The 14,414-nt window shown below is 65.2% G+C and carries 15 protein-coding genes; all 15 read left to right on the top strand.

The annotated features are described in order from the left end of the window. The first annotated feature begins 226 nt into the window (after positions 1-226). A complete protein-coding gene (gene rpsB, locus AZL_RS08595) occupies positions 227-1,006 on the top strand; it encodes a 30S ribosomal protein S2 (RefSeq protein ID WP_012974239.1) in 780 nt (259 codons plus the stop codon). 149 nt (positions 1,007-1,155) lie between these two features. After that, entirely contained in the window at positions 1,156-2,088 is a 933-nt protein-coding gene (gene tsf, locus AZL_RS08590; RefSeq protein WP_012974238.1) for a translation elongation factor Ts, read from the top strand. 66 nt (positions 2,089-2,154) lie between these two features. Then, on the top strand, positions 2,155-2,910 hold the full coding sequence (pyrH, locus tag AZL_RS08585) for a UMP kinase (protein WP_012974237.1): 756 nt from the start codon (positions 2,155-2,157) through the stop codon (positions 2,908-2,910). A gap of 40 nt (positions 2,911-2,950) precedes the next feature. Further along, positions 2,951-3,472 (top strand): ribosome recycling factor, encoded by a 522-nt coding sequence (frr, locus tag AZL_RS08580; protein WP_042442829.1) that lies wholly within the window; start codon positions 2,951-2,953, stop codon positions 3,470-3,472. A 6-nt stretch (positions 3,473-3,478) separates the two neighbouring features. Further along, on the top strand, positions 3,479-4,219 hold the full coding sequence (locus tag AZL_RS08575; RefSeq protein WP_012974235.1) for an isoprenyl transferase: 741 nt from the start codon (positions 3,479-3,481) through the stop codon (positions 4,217-4,219). 34 nt (positions 4,220-4,253) lie between these two features. Then, positions 4,254-5,060, top strand: a complete 807-nt coding sequence (locus AZL_RS08570; RefSeq protein WP_012974234.1) for a phosphatidate cytidylyltransferase — start codon at positions 4,254-4,256, stop codon at positions 5,058-5,060. After that, on the top strand, positions 5,051-6,259 hold the full coding sequence (locus AZL_RS08565) for a 1-deoxy-D-xylulose-5-phosphate reductoisomerase (protein ID WP_012974233.1): 1,209 nt from the start codon (positions 5,051-5,053) through the stop codon (positions 6,257-6,259). The genes AZL_RS08570 and AZL_RS08565 overlap by 10 nt, the downstream gene beginning before the upstream one ends. Positions 6,260-6,295: 36 nt before the next feature. Continuing rightward, positions 6,296-7,429 (top strand): RIP metalloprotease RseP, encoded by a 1,134-nt coding sequence (rseP, locus tag AZL_RS08560; RefSeq protein ID WP_042442827.1) that lies wholly within the window; start codon positions 6,296-6,298, stop codon positions 7,427-7,429. Positions 7,430-7,456: 27 nt separating this feature from the next. Then, positions 7,457-9,796, top strand: coding sequence for an outer membrane protein assembly factor BamA (bamA, locus tag AZL_RS08555; protein ID WP_042442825.1), 2,340 nt, complete (start codon positions 7,457-7,459; stop codon positions 9,794-9,796). 1 nt (position 9,797) lies between these two features. Continuing rightward, entirely contained in the window at positions 9,798-10,439 is a 642-nt protein-coding gene (locus AZL_RS08550; RefSeq protein WP_012974230.1) for an OmpH family outer membrane protein, read from the top strand. Between the two features lie 211 nt (positions 10,440-10,650). After that, positions 10,651-11,133, top strand: coding sequence for a 3-hydroxyacyl-ACP dehydratase FabZ (fabZ, locus tag AZL_RS08545; protein ID WP_012974229.1), 483 nt, complete (start codon positions 10,651-10,653; stop codon positions 11,131-11,133). After that, positions 11,130-11,924 carry an acyl-ACP--UDP-N-acetylglucosamine O-acyltransferase gene (gene lpxA, locus AZL_RS08540; protein WP_012974228.1) on the top strand — a complete coding sequence of 265 codons (795 nt, stop codon included), beginning with the start codon at positions 11,130-11,132 and terminating at the stop codon, positions 11,922-11,924. Before fabZ ends, lpxA begins: the two co-directional genes overlap by 4 nt. A gap of 12 nt (positions 11,925-11,936) precedes the next feature. Beyond that, positions 11,937-12,788, top strand: coding sequence for an LpxI family protein (locus tag AZL_RS08535; protein WP_012974227.1), 852 nt, complete (start codon positions 11,937-11,939; stop codon positions 12,786-12,788). Next, entirely contained in the window at positions 12,785-13,996 is a 1,212-nt protein-coding gene (gene lpxB / locus AZL_RS08530; RefSeq protein ID WP_012974226.1) for a lipid-A-disaccharide synthase, read from the top strand. Before AZL_RS08535 ends, lpxB begins: the two co-directional genes overlap by 4 nt. Positions 13,997-14,013: 17 nt before the next feature. Next, positions 14,014-14,409 carry a lactoylglutathione lyase gene (gene gloA / locus AZL_RS08525; RefSeq protein WP_012974225.1) on the top strand — a complete coding sequence of 132 codons (396 nt, stop codon included), beginning with the start codon at positions 14,014-14,016 and terminating at the stop codon, positions 14,407-14,409. Positions 14,410-14,414 lie beyond the last annotated feature (5 nt).

Genomic DNA, 14,414 nt, shown 5'->3' with positions numbered 1-14,414 from the left:
CTATTTTGCGAAATGGTGAAAAGGCCATCCGGACGCCGGTCCGGATGGCCTTTTTCCTTGTCAACATACGCGGGCGGGGCTATGTAAGCGCCGTCGTCAAAACCTCACGCGGGCTGGCGGACCCTCGGTTTTACCCCGATGGCCCGATCCGGTGTCTTCGGCCATGACTCCATGCGCTGTCGACAATGCCCGCGGCGGAGCAACCGGAAAAAGGGAATTTTTCCACATGACCATGCCCACCTTCACCATGCGCCAGCTGCTGGAAGCCGGTGTCCATTTCGGCCACCACACCCGTCGCTGGAATCCGAAGATGAACCAGTACATCTTCGGTGTCCGCAACGGCGTGCACATCATCGATCTCGAGCAGACCGTCCCGATGCTGCACCGCGCCCTCCAGGCCGTGCGTGACGTCGTCGCCGGCGGCGGCCGCGTCCTGTTCGTCGGCACCAAGCGCCAGGCCCAGGAGCGTATCGCCGAGGCCGCCGCCAAGTGCGGCCAGTACTACGTCAACCACCGCTGGCTCGGCGGCATGCTGACCAACTGGAAGACGATCTCCCAGTCGATCAAGCGCCTGCGCGAGATGGAAGAGCGTCTGGGCGGCGACACCTCGGGCCTGACCAAGCGCGAAGTGCTGGAGCTGACCCGCGAGCGTGACAAGCTGGAGCGGGCGCTGGGCGGCATCAAGGAGATGGGCGGCCTGCCGGACGTCATCTTCATCATCGACACCAACAAGGAGTCGATCGCGGTCAAGGAAGCCAACAAGCTGGGCATCCCGGTCATCGCGGTCCTCGACAGCAACTCCGATCCGGACGGCGTGGCCTTCCCGATCCCCGGTAACGACGACGCCCTGCGCGCCATCGAGATGTACTGCGACCTGACGGTCGGCGCCGTGCTCGACGGCCTGCAGGCCGAGATGAGCGCTGCCGGCATCGACGTCGGCGCCGCCGAGGATGCCCCGGCTGAACAGCTGCCGGAGGAAGAGACCGCCGAGACCGCCCAGGCCTGACCCTGACGGTTCAAGGGCAGCCGGGCCTTATGACCTATGGCCCGGCTGCCTTTTTTATGGGCTGCCTTTTTGATGGCTTGCCACCCGTTTTGACTTTGTGACTCAATCCGATCCGCCAGCCGGATCGCTTGGAAGAAAGAGGGCGCAACATGGCCGAGATTACCGCCTCGCTCGTCAAGGAACTGCGCGAGAAGACCGGCGCGGGCATGATGGATTGCAAGAAGGCGCTGAACGAGACGCAGGGCGACCTCGAGGGCGCCGTCGACTGGCTGCGCAAGAAGGGGCTTGCCGCCGCCGCCAAGAAGTCGGGCCGCGTCGCCGCCGAGGGTCTGGTCGCCGTCGCCACCGCCGGCACCAAGGGTGCCGTCGTCGAGGTGAACGCCGAGACCGACTTCGTCGCCCGCAACGACAAGTTCCAGGCTTTCGCCGCCACGTCCGCCGAGCTGGCGCTGACCACCGCCGGCGACGTCGAGGCCCTGAAGGCCGCGACCTATCCGGGCACCTCGCACACCGCCCAGGACGAGCTGACCAGCCTGATCGCCACCGTCGGCGAGAACATGAACTTGCGCCGCGCCGTCACCCTGTCGGTCTCGGCCGGTGTCGTCGTCAGCTACGTCCACTCGGCCATCGCGCCGGGCCTGGGCAAGATCGGCGTTCTGGTCGCCCTGGAGTCGACCGGCGACGCCGGCAAGCTGGCCGACCTCGGCAAGCAGATCGCCATGCACATCGCCGCCGCCCGTCCGGATGCGCTGGACATCGCCGATGTCGACAGCTCGTCGCTGGAGCGTGAGCGCAACGTGCTGGCCGAGCAGGCCCGTGCCTCGGGCAAGCCGGAGAACATCATCGAGAAGATGGTGGAAGGCCGCGTCCGCAAGTATTACGAGGAAGTCTGTCTGCTGGAGCAGACCTATGTGATCGACGGCGAGACCAAGGTCCGCAAGGTGGTGGAGAACGCCGCCAAGGACATCGGCGCTCCGGTCAAAGTCACGGCCTTCACCCGCTTCGCCCTGGGCGAGGGCATCGAGAAGGTCCAGTCGGACTTCGCCGCCGAGGTCGCCGCCGCCGCCGGTGGTCAGGCCTGAGACCTCTAAGGTCGAAGGCTTGGGTCCGCGAGCCGCATTCCGAAACAGCAAGGGAGCGTTCCCCCCATGGTCGAAACCACCGGGACCACCGCGCCGACCGAGGGCGTCCGCTACAAGCGCGTCCTCCTCAAGGTGTCGGGCGAGGCGCTGATGGGTCAGCGCGACTATGGTCTGGACCCGGAGATGGTGAACCGCATCGCCAGCGAGGTGAAGGCGGTCATCGCTCTCGGTGTCCAGGTCTGTCTGGTGATCGGCGGGGGGAACATCTTCCGGGGTGTGAAGGGTGCGGCGAGCGGCATGGAACGCGCCTCGGCCGACTATATCGGCATGCTCGCCACCGTGATGAACGCGCTCTCGATGCAGAGCGCGCTGGAACGGATGGGCGTCAGCACGCGGGTGCAGTCGGCCATTCCCATGTCGACGGTCTGCGAGCCCTATATCCGGCGCCGCGCCGTCCGTCACATGGAAAAGGGTCGGGTGGTGATCTTCGCCGCCGGCACCGGCAACCCCTTCTTCACCACCGACACCGCCGCGGCGCTGCGCGCCTCGGAAATGGGCTGTGACGGTCTGCTGAAGGGAACGCAGGTCGATGGCGTCTACACCGCCGATCCGAAGAAGGATCCGTCGGCCGAGCGCTATGAGCGCCTCACCTATATGGATGTCCTGACCAAGGAACTCCAGGTGATGGACGCGTCGGCGATCGCGCTGTCGCGTGAGAATCACATTCCAATTCTGGTCTTTTCGATCCACACGCCCGGCGCCTTCGCCGAAGTGATGCAGGGCCGTGGCAAGCACACCATCATAACGGAAGAAAGGGAGTAGGCCCGTGGCTGCGCCCGACCTATCGGATCTGAAGCGCCGCATGGAAGGCGCGCTTGACTCGTTTCGCAAGGAACTGGGCGGACTGCGGACCGGCCGCGCCTCGTCCAACCTGCTTGAACCGGTGATGGTGGAGGCTTATGGCAGCCGCATGCACCTGCGCGAGGTGGCGACGGTTTCCGTGCCCGAGCCGCGCCTGATCTCCGTCCAGGTATGGGACCGCGGCATGACCAAGGCGGTCGAGAAGGCCATCCGCGACAGCGGCCTGGGCCTGAACCCGCAGGCCGAAGGCCAGGTCATCCGCGTGCCGCTGCCCGACCTGACGCAGGAGCGCCGCGCCGAACTGGCGAAGGTCGCCCACAAATACGCCGAACAGTGCCGTGTCGCCATCCGGAACATCCGTCGTGACGGCATGGACGGCCTGAAGAAGGCCGAGAAGGCCAGTGAGATCACCCAGGACGAGCACAAGGTCCAGGCGGACAAGGTGCAGGTCCTGACCGATCAGCACATCAAGCTGGTCGACGACTCGCTTGCGCAAAAAGAAAAGGAAATCATGCAGGTCTGATCCGGAATGCGCGACGCGGACGACAACCGGTCCAACACGGCACCCGCGCATGTCGCCATCATCATGGATGGCAACGGCCGCTGGGCCAAGGCGCGCGGCCTGCCGCGCACCGCCGGTCACAAGAAGGGCGTGGACGCCGTCCGCCGCACCGTGGAGGCGGCGCGCGAACTTGGCATCGGCACTCTGACGATCTTCAGCTTCTCTTCGGAGAACTGGCGCCGGCCGGAGGAGGAGGTCAGCGACCTGATGGGGTTGCTGCGCTTCTATCTGCGCAGCGAGGTCGCCGAACTGCACCGGGCTGGTATCCGCCTGCGGGTGATCGGTGATCGGGCCCGGCTGTCCGCCGATATCAACCGGCTGATCGACAATGCCGAGGCGTTGACCCGCGACAACCGCGTGATGACCCTTGTGGTGGCGCTCAGCTATGGCGCGCGGCTCGAGATCGTCCATGCCGCCCGCCGGCTGGCGGAGGAGGTGGCCGCCGGCCGCCTCTCGCCCGGCGCGATCGACGAGGAGGCGCTGTCGGCGCGGCTCTACACCGCCGACATTCCCGATCCGGACCTGATCATCCGTACCAGCGGCGAGAAGCGGATCAGCAATTTCCTGCTGTGGCAGGCGGCCTATGCCGAGCTGGTCTTTGTCGATACCCTCTGGCCCGATTTCACCAAGCGCGATCTGGAGGCGGCGATTGAAGAGTTCCATCGACGGGAACGCCGCTTCGGCGCCACCACCGCCGGCTCCCACTGAGCCGGCTGCCATTGAAAAGCCGGCTTCGGCCCCGGTGAAGCCGGCGAAGGCGGGTGACCTGAAGGCCCGCGTGTTGTCCGCCCTCGTCTTGGCGCCGGTTGTTCTCGGTGCGGTATGGATTGGGGGCTGGGTGTTCCATGCCCTGCTCGCCTTCGGATCGGTGATTGCCGTTTCCGAATGGACCAACATCGTTCCCAGTGCCCGGCGCCTGCCATCGCGGCTTATGGCGGCCATCGGTATTCTGGTCGCGCTCATGGCGCACATCGCCGCCGGACCCGCCACGGCGCTCGGGGCGGCTGCGGCGTTCGCCGTTTTGACCGCCATCGTCGGCGGGGGCAGTGACCGTGGTCTGCTCGGCTTCGGCGTGTTCTATGTGGCGATCGGCATGGCCGGCCTGATGTGGCTGCGCGATCTGCCGGATACCGGGCTTTCCCTTTTCATGTTCGTTCTGATCGCGATCTGGGCGACCGATATCGGCGCCTATGCCGCCGGGCGCAGCATCGGCGGACCGAAGCTGGCGCCGCGCATCAGTCCGAAAAAGACCTGGGCCGGGCTGATCGGCGGCATGGTGTCCTCGGCCCTGTTCGGCTGGCTGGTGGCCATCGCCTTCGGCGCGGCGCGGCCGGACATCGCCGTCGTGGTCGGTGCCATCGTCGCCGTGGTCGGGCAGGCCGGCGACCTGTTCGAGTCGGCGGTCAAGCGGCGCTACAATGTGAAGGACAGCGGCCAGCTCATTCCCGGGCATGGCGGCATTCTCGACCGCATCGACGGGCTTCTGGCCGCCGCCCCGGTGCTGGCGTTGTTTCACGCGGCCGTTGGAACGGGTCTCTCATGGTGGTGAAGGCGGAAACGGCGCAGGGCGCGCCGCGCAGCGTGACGATCCTCGGTTCCACCGGATCGGTCGGAACGCAAACGGTGGATCTCGTCGCCCGTGACCCGGAACGCTTCCCGGTCGAGGCGCTGACCGCCAACCGCAATGTCGCCCTGCTGGCCAGGCAGGCCCGTCAGTTGAAGGCGCGTATGGCCGTGGTGGCCGACCCTGCCGCCTATGCCGAGCTGAAGGAGAGCCTGTCCGGCACCGGGATCGAGGCTGCCGCCGGCTCGGACGCGGTGGTCGCGGCGGCGCAGCGTCCTGCCGACTGGGTGATGGCGGCCATCGTCGGCGCCGCCGGTCTGGAGCCGACGCTGGCCGCCATCCGCCGCGGCGCCATCGTCGCCTTCGCCAACAAGGAGGTCCTGGTCTGCGCCGGGGCCCTGATGATGGAGGAGGTGAAGGCCCATGGCGCGACGCTGTTGCCGGTCGACAGCGAGCATTCGGCCATTTATCAGGTCTTCGATTTCCAGCGTATCGACAGCGTCGCCCGCCTGATCCTGACCGCGTCCGGCGGACCGTTCCGCTGCCGGGACCGCGCCTTCATGGCGGCGGCGACGCGGGAACAGGCCGTTGCTCATCCGACCTGGGACATGGGCGCCAAGATCTCGGTCGACAGCGCCACGATGATGAACAAGGGGCTGGAACTGATCGAGGCACATTTCCTGTTCGGCATCCCGGAGGAGCGCATCGACGTCCTGGTCCACCCGCAGTCCGTCATCCATTCGCTGGTCGAATATGTCGACGGCTCGGTCCTGGCCCAGCTCGGCACGCCGGACATGCGCACGCCCATCGCCTATGCGCTTGGCTGGCCCAGCCGCATCGCCACCCCGGCGGAGCGGCTGGATCTGGTCAAAGCGGCGACCCTGACGTTCGAGGCGCCGGATCCGGTGCGTTTTCCCGCACTTCGCCTCGCCCGGGCCGCCTTGCAATGCGGTGGGGGCGCCCCTACTATACTCAGTGCCGCCAACGAGGTGGCCGTCCAGGCGTTTCTCGACCGCCGGATCGGCTTTCTCGACATCGAACGGATCGTCGAGGAGACGTTGGCGGCGTTGCCACACCGCCCGTTACGCGATCTCGCCGCCGTGCGGGACGCTGACGCGGAGGCGAGGCGGGACGCCGCCGGCCGTATCGCGGCCATCGGTGTCACGGCGGTTGGCAGCCGATAATCCGCGTTCGAGGCGCTGGAAGGCGCAAGGGTGGAAATGGACGTTATCGGCGGTTTCTGGACCTCGGTGTTGGCCTTTCTTCTGGTCCTCACCGTGCTCGTCTTCGTTCACGAGCTTGGCCATTATCTGATCGCGCGGCGCAATGGCGTGCGGATCGAGACTTTCTCAATCGGGTTCGGGCCGGAGATCTTCGGTTTCACCGACCGGTCCGGGACGCGCTGGAAGTTCAGCGCGCTGCCGCTCGGCGGCTATGTGAAGATGTTCGGCGACGCCGATCCGGCCAGCACGCCGGGGGCGCATCTGGACGCGATGACGGCGGAGGAGCGTGCGGTCTCCTTCCACCATAAGCGGGTGGGACAGCGCGCCGCCATCGTCGCAGCCGGCCCGATCGCCAATTTCGTTTTCTCCATCGTCGTTCTGGCCCTGCTGTTCATGACGGCCGGCCAATCCTTCACGCCCCCCGATGTCGGTGGCGTGCAGCCCGGCAGCGCCGCCGAGCGTGCCGGCATCCAACCGGGCGATCTGATCCTGTCGGTCGGCGGTACCGGAGTTCAACGATTCGAGGAGATCCGGCAGATCGTTTCGATCCGGCCTGGCGAACCGCTGACCGTCGAGTTGAAGCGTGACGGCCGCATGATGACAGTGACGGCCACCCCGGATTCGCAGTCCGTCACCGACCGACTCGGCAACAGTCATCAGATCGGTTTGCTCGGCATCAGCCGTGGCAGCGTCGGAATGATGCGTCACGATCCGGTGACGGCCGTCTGGCAGGCGGGACGGGAAGTCGCAGGGATGATCACCGGCACCTTCACGGCGCTGGGCCAGATGGTCCAGGGATCACGGGGGACGGAGGAGCTTGGCGGCCCGCTGCGCATCGCCCAGATGTCGGGTGAGGTGGCGCAATCCGGCTGGTATCCGCTGGTCTGGTTCATGACCTTCCTTTCGGTCAATCTGGGGATGATCAACCTGTTCCCGGTGCCGATGCTGGACGGCGGCCACCTGCTTTTTTACGGGTTCGAAAAGCTGCTTGGCCGGCCGCTCGGGGCGCGAGCGCAAGAATACGGTTTCCGAATTGGGTTGGCCTTGGTATTAACGCTCATGGTCTTCGCCACGTGGAACGACCTCGTTCAATTGCGCGTGGTCGATTTCTTCCGGGGACTGGTTTCCTAAATCCAGCCCCTTGCCAGGGAGCGTGATTTGCCGGTGTCGAGCAAAGTTCTGGTGGCGGGCCTGCTGGCCGGCTGCGCCATGACGACGGTGTCTGTCGCCCTCGCCCAAACCGCCGCCTCGCCCGTTCGGGCACCGGCGGGCTCGGGATCCTTGGTCGCCCAGGTTTTCAGCGGCGGTACGGTGCGCGACATCCGGGTCGAAGGAACCCAGCGAATCGAGCCCTCCACGGTCCGCTCCTATCTGACCGTCCAGCCCGGCGATCCGTTCGATCCCGACCGGATCGACCAGTCGCTGAAGGCGCTTTTCAACACCGGCCTGTTCGCCGACGTCGTGCTGAAGCGCGAGGGCGAGACGCTGGTGGTGACGGTGGCGGAGAATCCGATCATCAACCGGATCGCGTTCGAAGGGAACCGGCGTATCGACAAGGACACGCTGGACAAGGAAATCCAGCTGCGCCCCCGCGTCGTGTATACCCGTACCCGGGTCCAGTCGGACGTCCAGCGCATCCAGGAAATCTATCGCCGCCAGGGCCGGTTCGGCGCGACGGTCGAGCCGAAGATCATTCAGCTCGACCAGAACCGCGTCGATCTGGTGTTCGAGATCAATGAGGGTGTGCGCACCGGCGTGCGCGGCATCACCTTCATCGGCAACGAGCATTTTTCCGACGGCACCCTGCGCGAGAATGTCCAGACGAAGGAGTCCGCCTGGTGGCGTTTCCTGTCGTCCGACGACAACTATGATCCGGACCGCCTGAACTACGACCGCGATCTGCTGCGCCGCTTCTACCTGAGGGAAGGTTATGCCGATTTCCGTGTCGTCTCGGCGGTCGCCGAGCTGACGCCGGACAAGTCGGATTTCTTCATCACCTTCACGATCGAGGAAGGCGAGCGCTACAAGTTCGGCAAGGTCGACATCAAGACCACGCTGAAGCAGCTCGATCCGACCGTGTTGCAGAACAGCGTCATCACCACCGAGGGCGACTGGTACAATGCCCAGAAGGTGGAGGATACGATCACCAAGCTGACCAACGCGGTCGGCGATCTGCAATACGCCTTCGTCGATGTCCGGCCGCGGATTTCCCGCAACCGTGAAACCCACACCATCGACATCACCTATGAGATCAATGAAGGGCCCCGCACCTTCGTCGATCGCATCGACATTTCCGGCAATGTGCGGACGCTCGACAAGGTGATCCGCCGCGAGATGCTTCTTTCGGAAGGCGATCCCTTCAACTCCTCGAAGCTGAAGCGTTCCGAGCAGCGCATCAAGGATCTCGGCTTCTTCGAGCGTGTGAACGTCACCACGGCGGAAAGCAGCGCGCCTGACCGCACCGTGGTGAATGTCGATGTGGCGGAGCAGTCGACCGGTGAAATCTCCATCGGTGCCGGTTTCTCGACCTCCGACGGTCCGCTGGGCGACTTCTCGATCCGCGAGCGCAATCTCCTGGGCCGTGGACAGGATCTGCGTCTGGGGGCGACGCTGTCCAGCAAGCGCCAGCTGTACGATATCTCCTTCACGGAGCCGTACTTCATGGACCGCGACCTGTCGGCCGGTGTCGACATTTTCCGGACCCGCTACAATTATCAGAACGAAAGCTCGTTCAACGAAAAGAACACCGGCTTCGCCCTGCGACTGGGGTATCCGCTGACCGAACAGCTGCGCCAGCGCGTCTATTACCAGCTCCAGGATACGCTGATCGAAGAGGTTCCATCGAACGCGTCGAGGTACATCAGGGAGCAGCGCGGCGAGCGACTGACGTCGCTGATCGGCCAGGAACTGACCTACGATGTCCGCAACAGCAAGCTGACGCCGACCGAGGGCTATTTCATCCGGCTGACCAATGATGTCGCCGGTCTCGGCGGTTCCGTTCGCTTCCTGCGCAACAAGCTGGCCGGCGGATATTATATCCCGCTCGGTGAGGACCAGTGGGTGCTCAGCACGACCGGCGAGATCGGATACATCTACGGCATGGGCAAGAAGGTCGATCTTGGCGATCGCTTCTTCATCGGCGGCGATACACTGCGTGGCTTCAAGACGGCCGGCATCGGCCCCCGCGACATCTCCACCGGCGACGCGCTGGGTGGCACACGCTATGCCCGCGCCTCGGTGGAAATGAGCTTCCCCTTCGGCCTGCCGGAGGAATTCGGCTTGCTCGGCCATGCCTTCACCGACGTGGGCACGCTGGGCAAGGTCGATATCAGCGATCCGAACGTGAAGGATGACGAGAGCATCCGTGTTTCCGTCGGTACGGGCGTGTCGTGGAAATCGCCGTTCGGCCCGATCCGGCTCGACGTGGCGTTGCCGATCCGCAAGGAAGGCTACGACAAGAAAGAGCTTATCCGCTTCAGCTTCGGGACCAGGTTCTAAGATGCAATCCATCCTGTCGAAGACGCCGCTTCGCGTCGCCGCCCTGTCGGCCGTCACGGCTGCGGGGCTCCTTTTCGCCGCGACCTCCGCTCAGGCCCAGTCGGCACAGCCGGCCGCGCCAAAGGCCGAGGCGCCAAAGGCCGACGCTCCGGCTTCCACCGCGGAACTGAAGGCGCCGGTCATCGCCGTGATCGACGTCCAGAAGATCATGCAGGAGTCCAACGCTTCGAAGGGTATCACCAAATCCTTCGAGGCTCTGCGCGACTCCTATCAGAAGGAGATCTCGGCGCTGGAGGACAAGCTCCGCAAGAACGAGGATGAACTGCGCAAGCAGCAGACCGTTCTGTCGCCGGAAGCGCTCGCCAACAAGCGCCGGGACTTCGAAAAGCAGGTCGCCGATGTTCAGAAGACCGTTCAGACCCGCAAGCGGGCGCTGGAGACCAGCCTGAACGAGGCGATGGCCGTCGTTCACAAGACGATGGTCGAGGTGGTCGCCGATATTTCGCGTGAACGTGGCGCCAATCTCGTTCTCGCCCGTCAGCAGTTCGTTCTCGTCGATACCCAACTGGACGTGACCGACGCGGTGATGGAACGGGTCAACAAGAAGTTGCCTCAGGTTGCGCTGAACGTTCCCAAGCAGTGATCGATGCCTGAACAGGGCCGCCGTCATCCGTCGGGGATGGCGGCGGCCCTGTTCCGTTTCCGGGTTCGGCGGTTGCGGTCGTCGCGGAAATGGGGCAAGAAGTCGGAGCAAAGAACAAGGCGCCGCGCTCCTCTTCGGGGCAATGGCGCCCATTCCCTGGGATTGGGAATGCTGAACCCTATCGGTTGGTGGAAAGGCGGGCGGCCGAGCAATGGACGTGACGGCGGACAACAACGCGCAAAGCAACAAGATCGACGACCTCGATATCGGGCGGATCATGCAGATGATTCCGCATCGTTACCCGATCCTGATGATTGACCGGGTGATCGATATCACGCTTGGCGAGGGTGCCACCGGCGTCAAGAACGTCACGATCAATGAGCCCTTCTTCCAGGGCCATTTCCCGTCGCGTCCGGTCATGCCCGGCGTCCTGATCATCGAGGCGATGGCCCAGACCTCCGCCGTGCTGGTGGTGGCGACGCTGGGCCCGGATGCCGAAGGCAAGCTGGTTTATTTCATGACGGTCGACGAGGCGCGCTTCCGCCGCCCCGTCACTCCCGGCGATACCATCCATATCCACGTCACCAAGCAGCGCCAGCGCGCCAATGTGTGGAAGTTCAAGGGCGAGGCCAAGGTCAACGGCGTCCTCGTCGCCGAAGCCGTCTATTCCGCCATGATCCTGGACGAAAAATGACCGTCACCATCCATCCGTCCGCCATCGTCGATCCCGCGGCCAAGCTGGGGGAAGGGGTCGAGATCGGCCCCTTCTGCGTCGTCGGTCCCGACGTCACGCTGGGCGACGGCGTTCGGCTGGTTTCGCATGTGGCCGTCGACGGACGCACCAGCATCGGCGCCGACACCATCATCTATCCATTCGCCTCCATCGGCCATCGCCCGCAGGATCTCAAATTCCATGGCGAGCCGTCGGAACTCGTCATCGGTGCCCGCAACCAGATCCGCGAGCATGTGACGATGAATCCCGGCACCGAGGGCGGCGGCATGATCACCCGCGTCGGCGACGACGGGCTGTTCATGATGGGCTCGCATGTGGCGCATGATTGCATTGTCGGCGATCATGTCATCATGGCGAACAACGCCACCTTGGGCGGTCATGTCACGCTTGGTGACTATGTCATCATCGGCGGCCTTTCGGCGGTTCGGCAATTCGTGCGCATCGGCTCCCACGCCATGATCGGCGGGATGTCCGGCGTAGAGAACGACGTGATTCCCTTCGGCCTCGTGATGGGCGACCGCGCCCGTCTGGCCGGGCTGAACCTCGTCGGGCTCGAGCGGCGTGGCTTCAAGAAGGACGACATCCATGCCCTTCGCGCGGCCTACCGCATGCTGTTCGGGCCGGAGGGGACCTTCGCCGAGCGGGTCGAGGAAGTCGGCCGGGATTTCGGCGAGCGGGCGCTGATCTCCGACGTGCTGACCTTCATCCGGGCCAAAGAGGCGCGGTCCCTCTGCCAGCCGCGCGAGAGCTGAGGCGACCGGCCGATGGCCGATAATTCGCAAGCGGCACCGGTTGCCGGACCGAAGCTCGGCATTCTGGCCGGCGGCGGCACGCTTCCGGCCCGCATAGCCGAGGCGGTGCGGGGACAGGGGCGCGATGTCTTCATCGTCGCCTTCGATGGGCACACCGATCCGCCGACGGTCGCCGGGCTTCCCCATATCTGGAGCCGTTTTGGTGCCGCCGGAACAATCCTGCGCCGTCTGCATGAGGAAGGCGTTTCGGAGGTGGTTCTCGCCGGACCGGTGAGGCGTCCCTCCTTCACCGAACTGATGCCAGACTGGCGCACCGCCCGTTTCCTCGCCCGTGTCGGAAGCCGCGCCCTGGGTGACGACGGCCTGCTGCGCGCCGTGGTGCGCGAGGTCGAGGAGGACGGCTTCCGCGTGGTGGGGCTGCATGACCTGCTGAAAGATCTGATGACCGTCACCGGCCCGGTGGGCCGCCTGGTCCCGGATTCGGATGCGGAGCGCGACATCTCGCGGGCGATCGAGGTGGCGCGGGCGATGGGGACGCTCGATGTCGGGCAGGGCGCGGTTGTCCAGCAGGGGATCGTTCTGGCGGTCGAGGCGATCGAGGGCACCGATGCCATGCTTGGACGCTGTGCCGGACTTGCGCGGCCCGGTCCCGGCGGAGTCCTGGTCAAGGTGAAGAAGCCGAAGCAGGACCGTCGCATAGATTTGCCGACGATGGGCGTCACCACGGTTGAGCGGGCCGCCGCAGCCGGCCTGCGCGGGGTCGCTGTGGAGGCGGGGGGAAGCCTGCTGATCGACCGCGCGGCGGTCGCCGAGACGGCTGACCGTCTCGGCCTGTTCGTGGTCGGCATCGAGATCCCGCAATGACGGTCCCAGATGGTGCCAGCGATTGTCCGACGCTGTTCCTGATCGCCGGCGAGCCGTCGGGTGACGCGCTTGGCGCCCGGCTGATGGCGGCTACCAAGCGGTTGACCGGCGGCAAGATCCGCTTCGTCGGGATCGGTGGCGAACGGATGACGGCCGAAGGGCTGGTCAGTCTCTTCCCGATGGCGGAATTGACGCTGTTCGGCATCTTCGAGCTGCTGCCCCATCTGCCGAATCTGATCCGCCGCATCGACCAGACGGTCGCGGAGATCATTCGTTCGCGCCCTGACGTCGTCGTCGGCATCGATTCTCCCGGATTCACCTTGCGGGTGGCCAGGAAGGTACGGGCGGCGGCCCCCGCGATTCCGTTGGTGCACTATGTCGCGCCGACGGTTTGGGCATGGAAGCCAGGCCGTGCCGCGAAATACGCGGCGATCTACGATCATCTTCTCGCCGTTCTTCCCTTCGAACCGCCCTATTTCGAGAAGGAGGGACTGCCCTGCACCTTCGTCGGCCATTCCGTGGTCGAGGGGGGAGCGGGGAAAGGCGACGGTGCCGCTTTCCGCCAGCGTCATGGCTTGGCGGCAACGGATCGTGTCGTGGCCGTGCTTCCCGGAAGCCGCAAGGGGGAAGTGTCGCGTCTGCTGCCCGACTTCCGCGCGACGCTGGATCTGCTGAGGCCGGCTCATGCCGATCTGGTCGCTGTCGTGCCGACGGTGGCGACGGTGCGCGACCGCGTGGCGGCCGCCATCGCTGACTGGCCGGTCCGCACCGTGCTGGTGGAAGGGGATTCGGAGAAATATGACGCCTTCGCGGCGGCGGAGGTGGCGCTCGCCGCATCCGGCACTGTCGCGTTGGAGTTGGCGCTCGCCCGTCTGCCGACGGTCATCGCCTATCGCTTGAACCCGGTCACGGTCGCGCTCTATCGTCGGCTGATCCGGGTGAAATACGTCAACCTCGTCAATCTGATGCTCGATCGGATGCTGGTGCCGGAACTGCTGCAACAGGAGTGCCGGCCCGGTCGATTGGCGGAGGAGGTTGGCCGCCTGCTGGACGATCCGGCGGCGCGTCGGAAACAGATCGACGGGGTTGTCGAGGTGGCCTGCTGGTTGGGGCAAGGTGATGTTCCGCCCAGCGAGCGGGCTGCACGCACCGTTCTTGCCGTCGTCTCACAGCACCGCTCGACCACGCCCCAAGAGGGCAACCCCTGAACGGGAGAACCGACACCATGAGCGAATTCCGACTGTTGCATACGATGCTGCGCGTGCTGGATTTGGAGAAGTCTCTCGACTTCTACACCCGGTTGCTCGGCATGAAGCTGCTGCGCCGCAATGATTACGAGGGCGGGCGCTTCACCCTGGCCTTCGTCGGTTATGGCGAGGAGTCCGATACTGCCGTTCTGGAGTTGACCCATAATTGGGACCAGAAGGAACCGTACGAGATCGGTACCGCCTATGGCCACATCGCTCTCGGCGTGCCGGACATCTACGCCACCTGCGAGAAGCTGGCGGCCGAAGGCGTAAAGATTACGCGGGCGCCCGGTCCGATGAAGCACGGCTCCACCGTGATCGCCTTCATCGAGGATCCCGATGGCTACAAGGTCGAGCTGATCGAGCGGAAGTAACTCTC

Origin of the sequence: Azospirillum sp. B510, assembly GCF_000010725.1 — a bacterium.
In the GTDB taxonomy this organism is placed as follows: Bacteria; Pseudomonadota; Alphaproteobacteria; order Azospirillales; family Azospirillaceae; genus Azospirillum; species Azospirillum lipoferum_B.
Note: the sequence above shows the minus strand (reverse complement) of the source record. Positions and strands in the feature narration are given on the sequence as shown.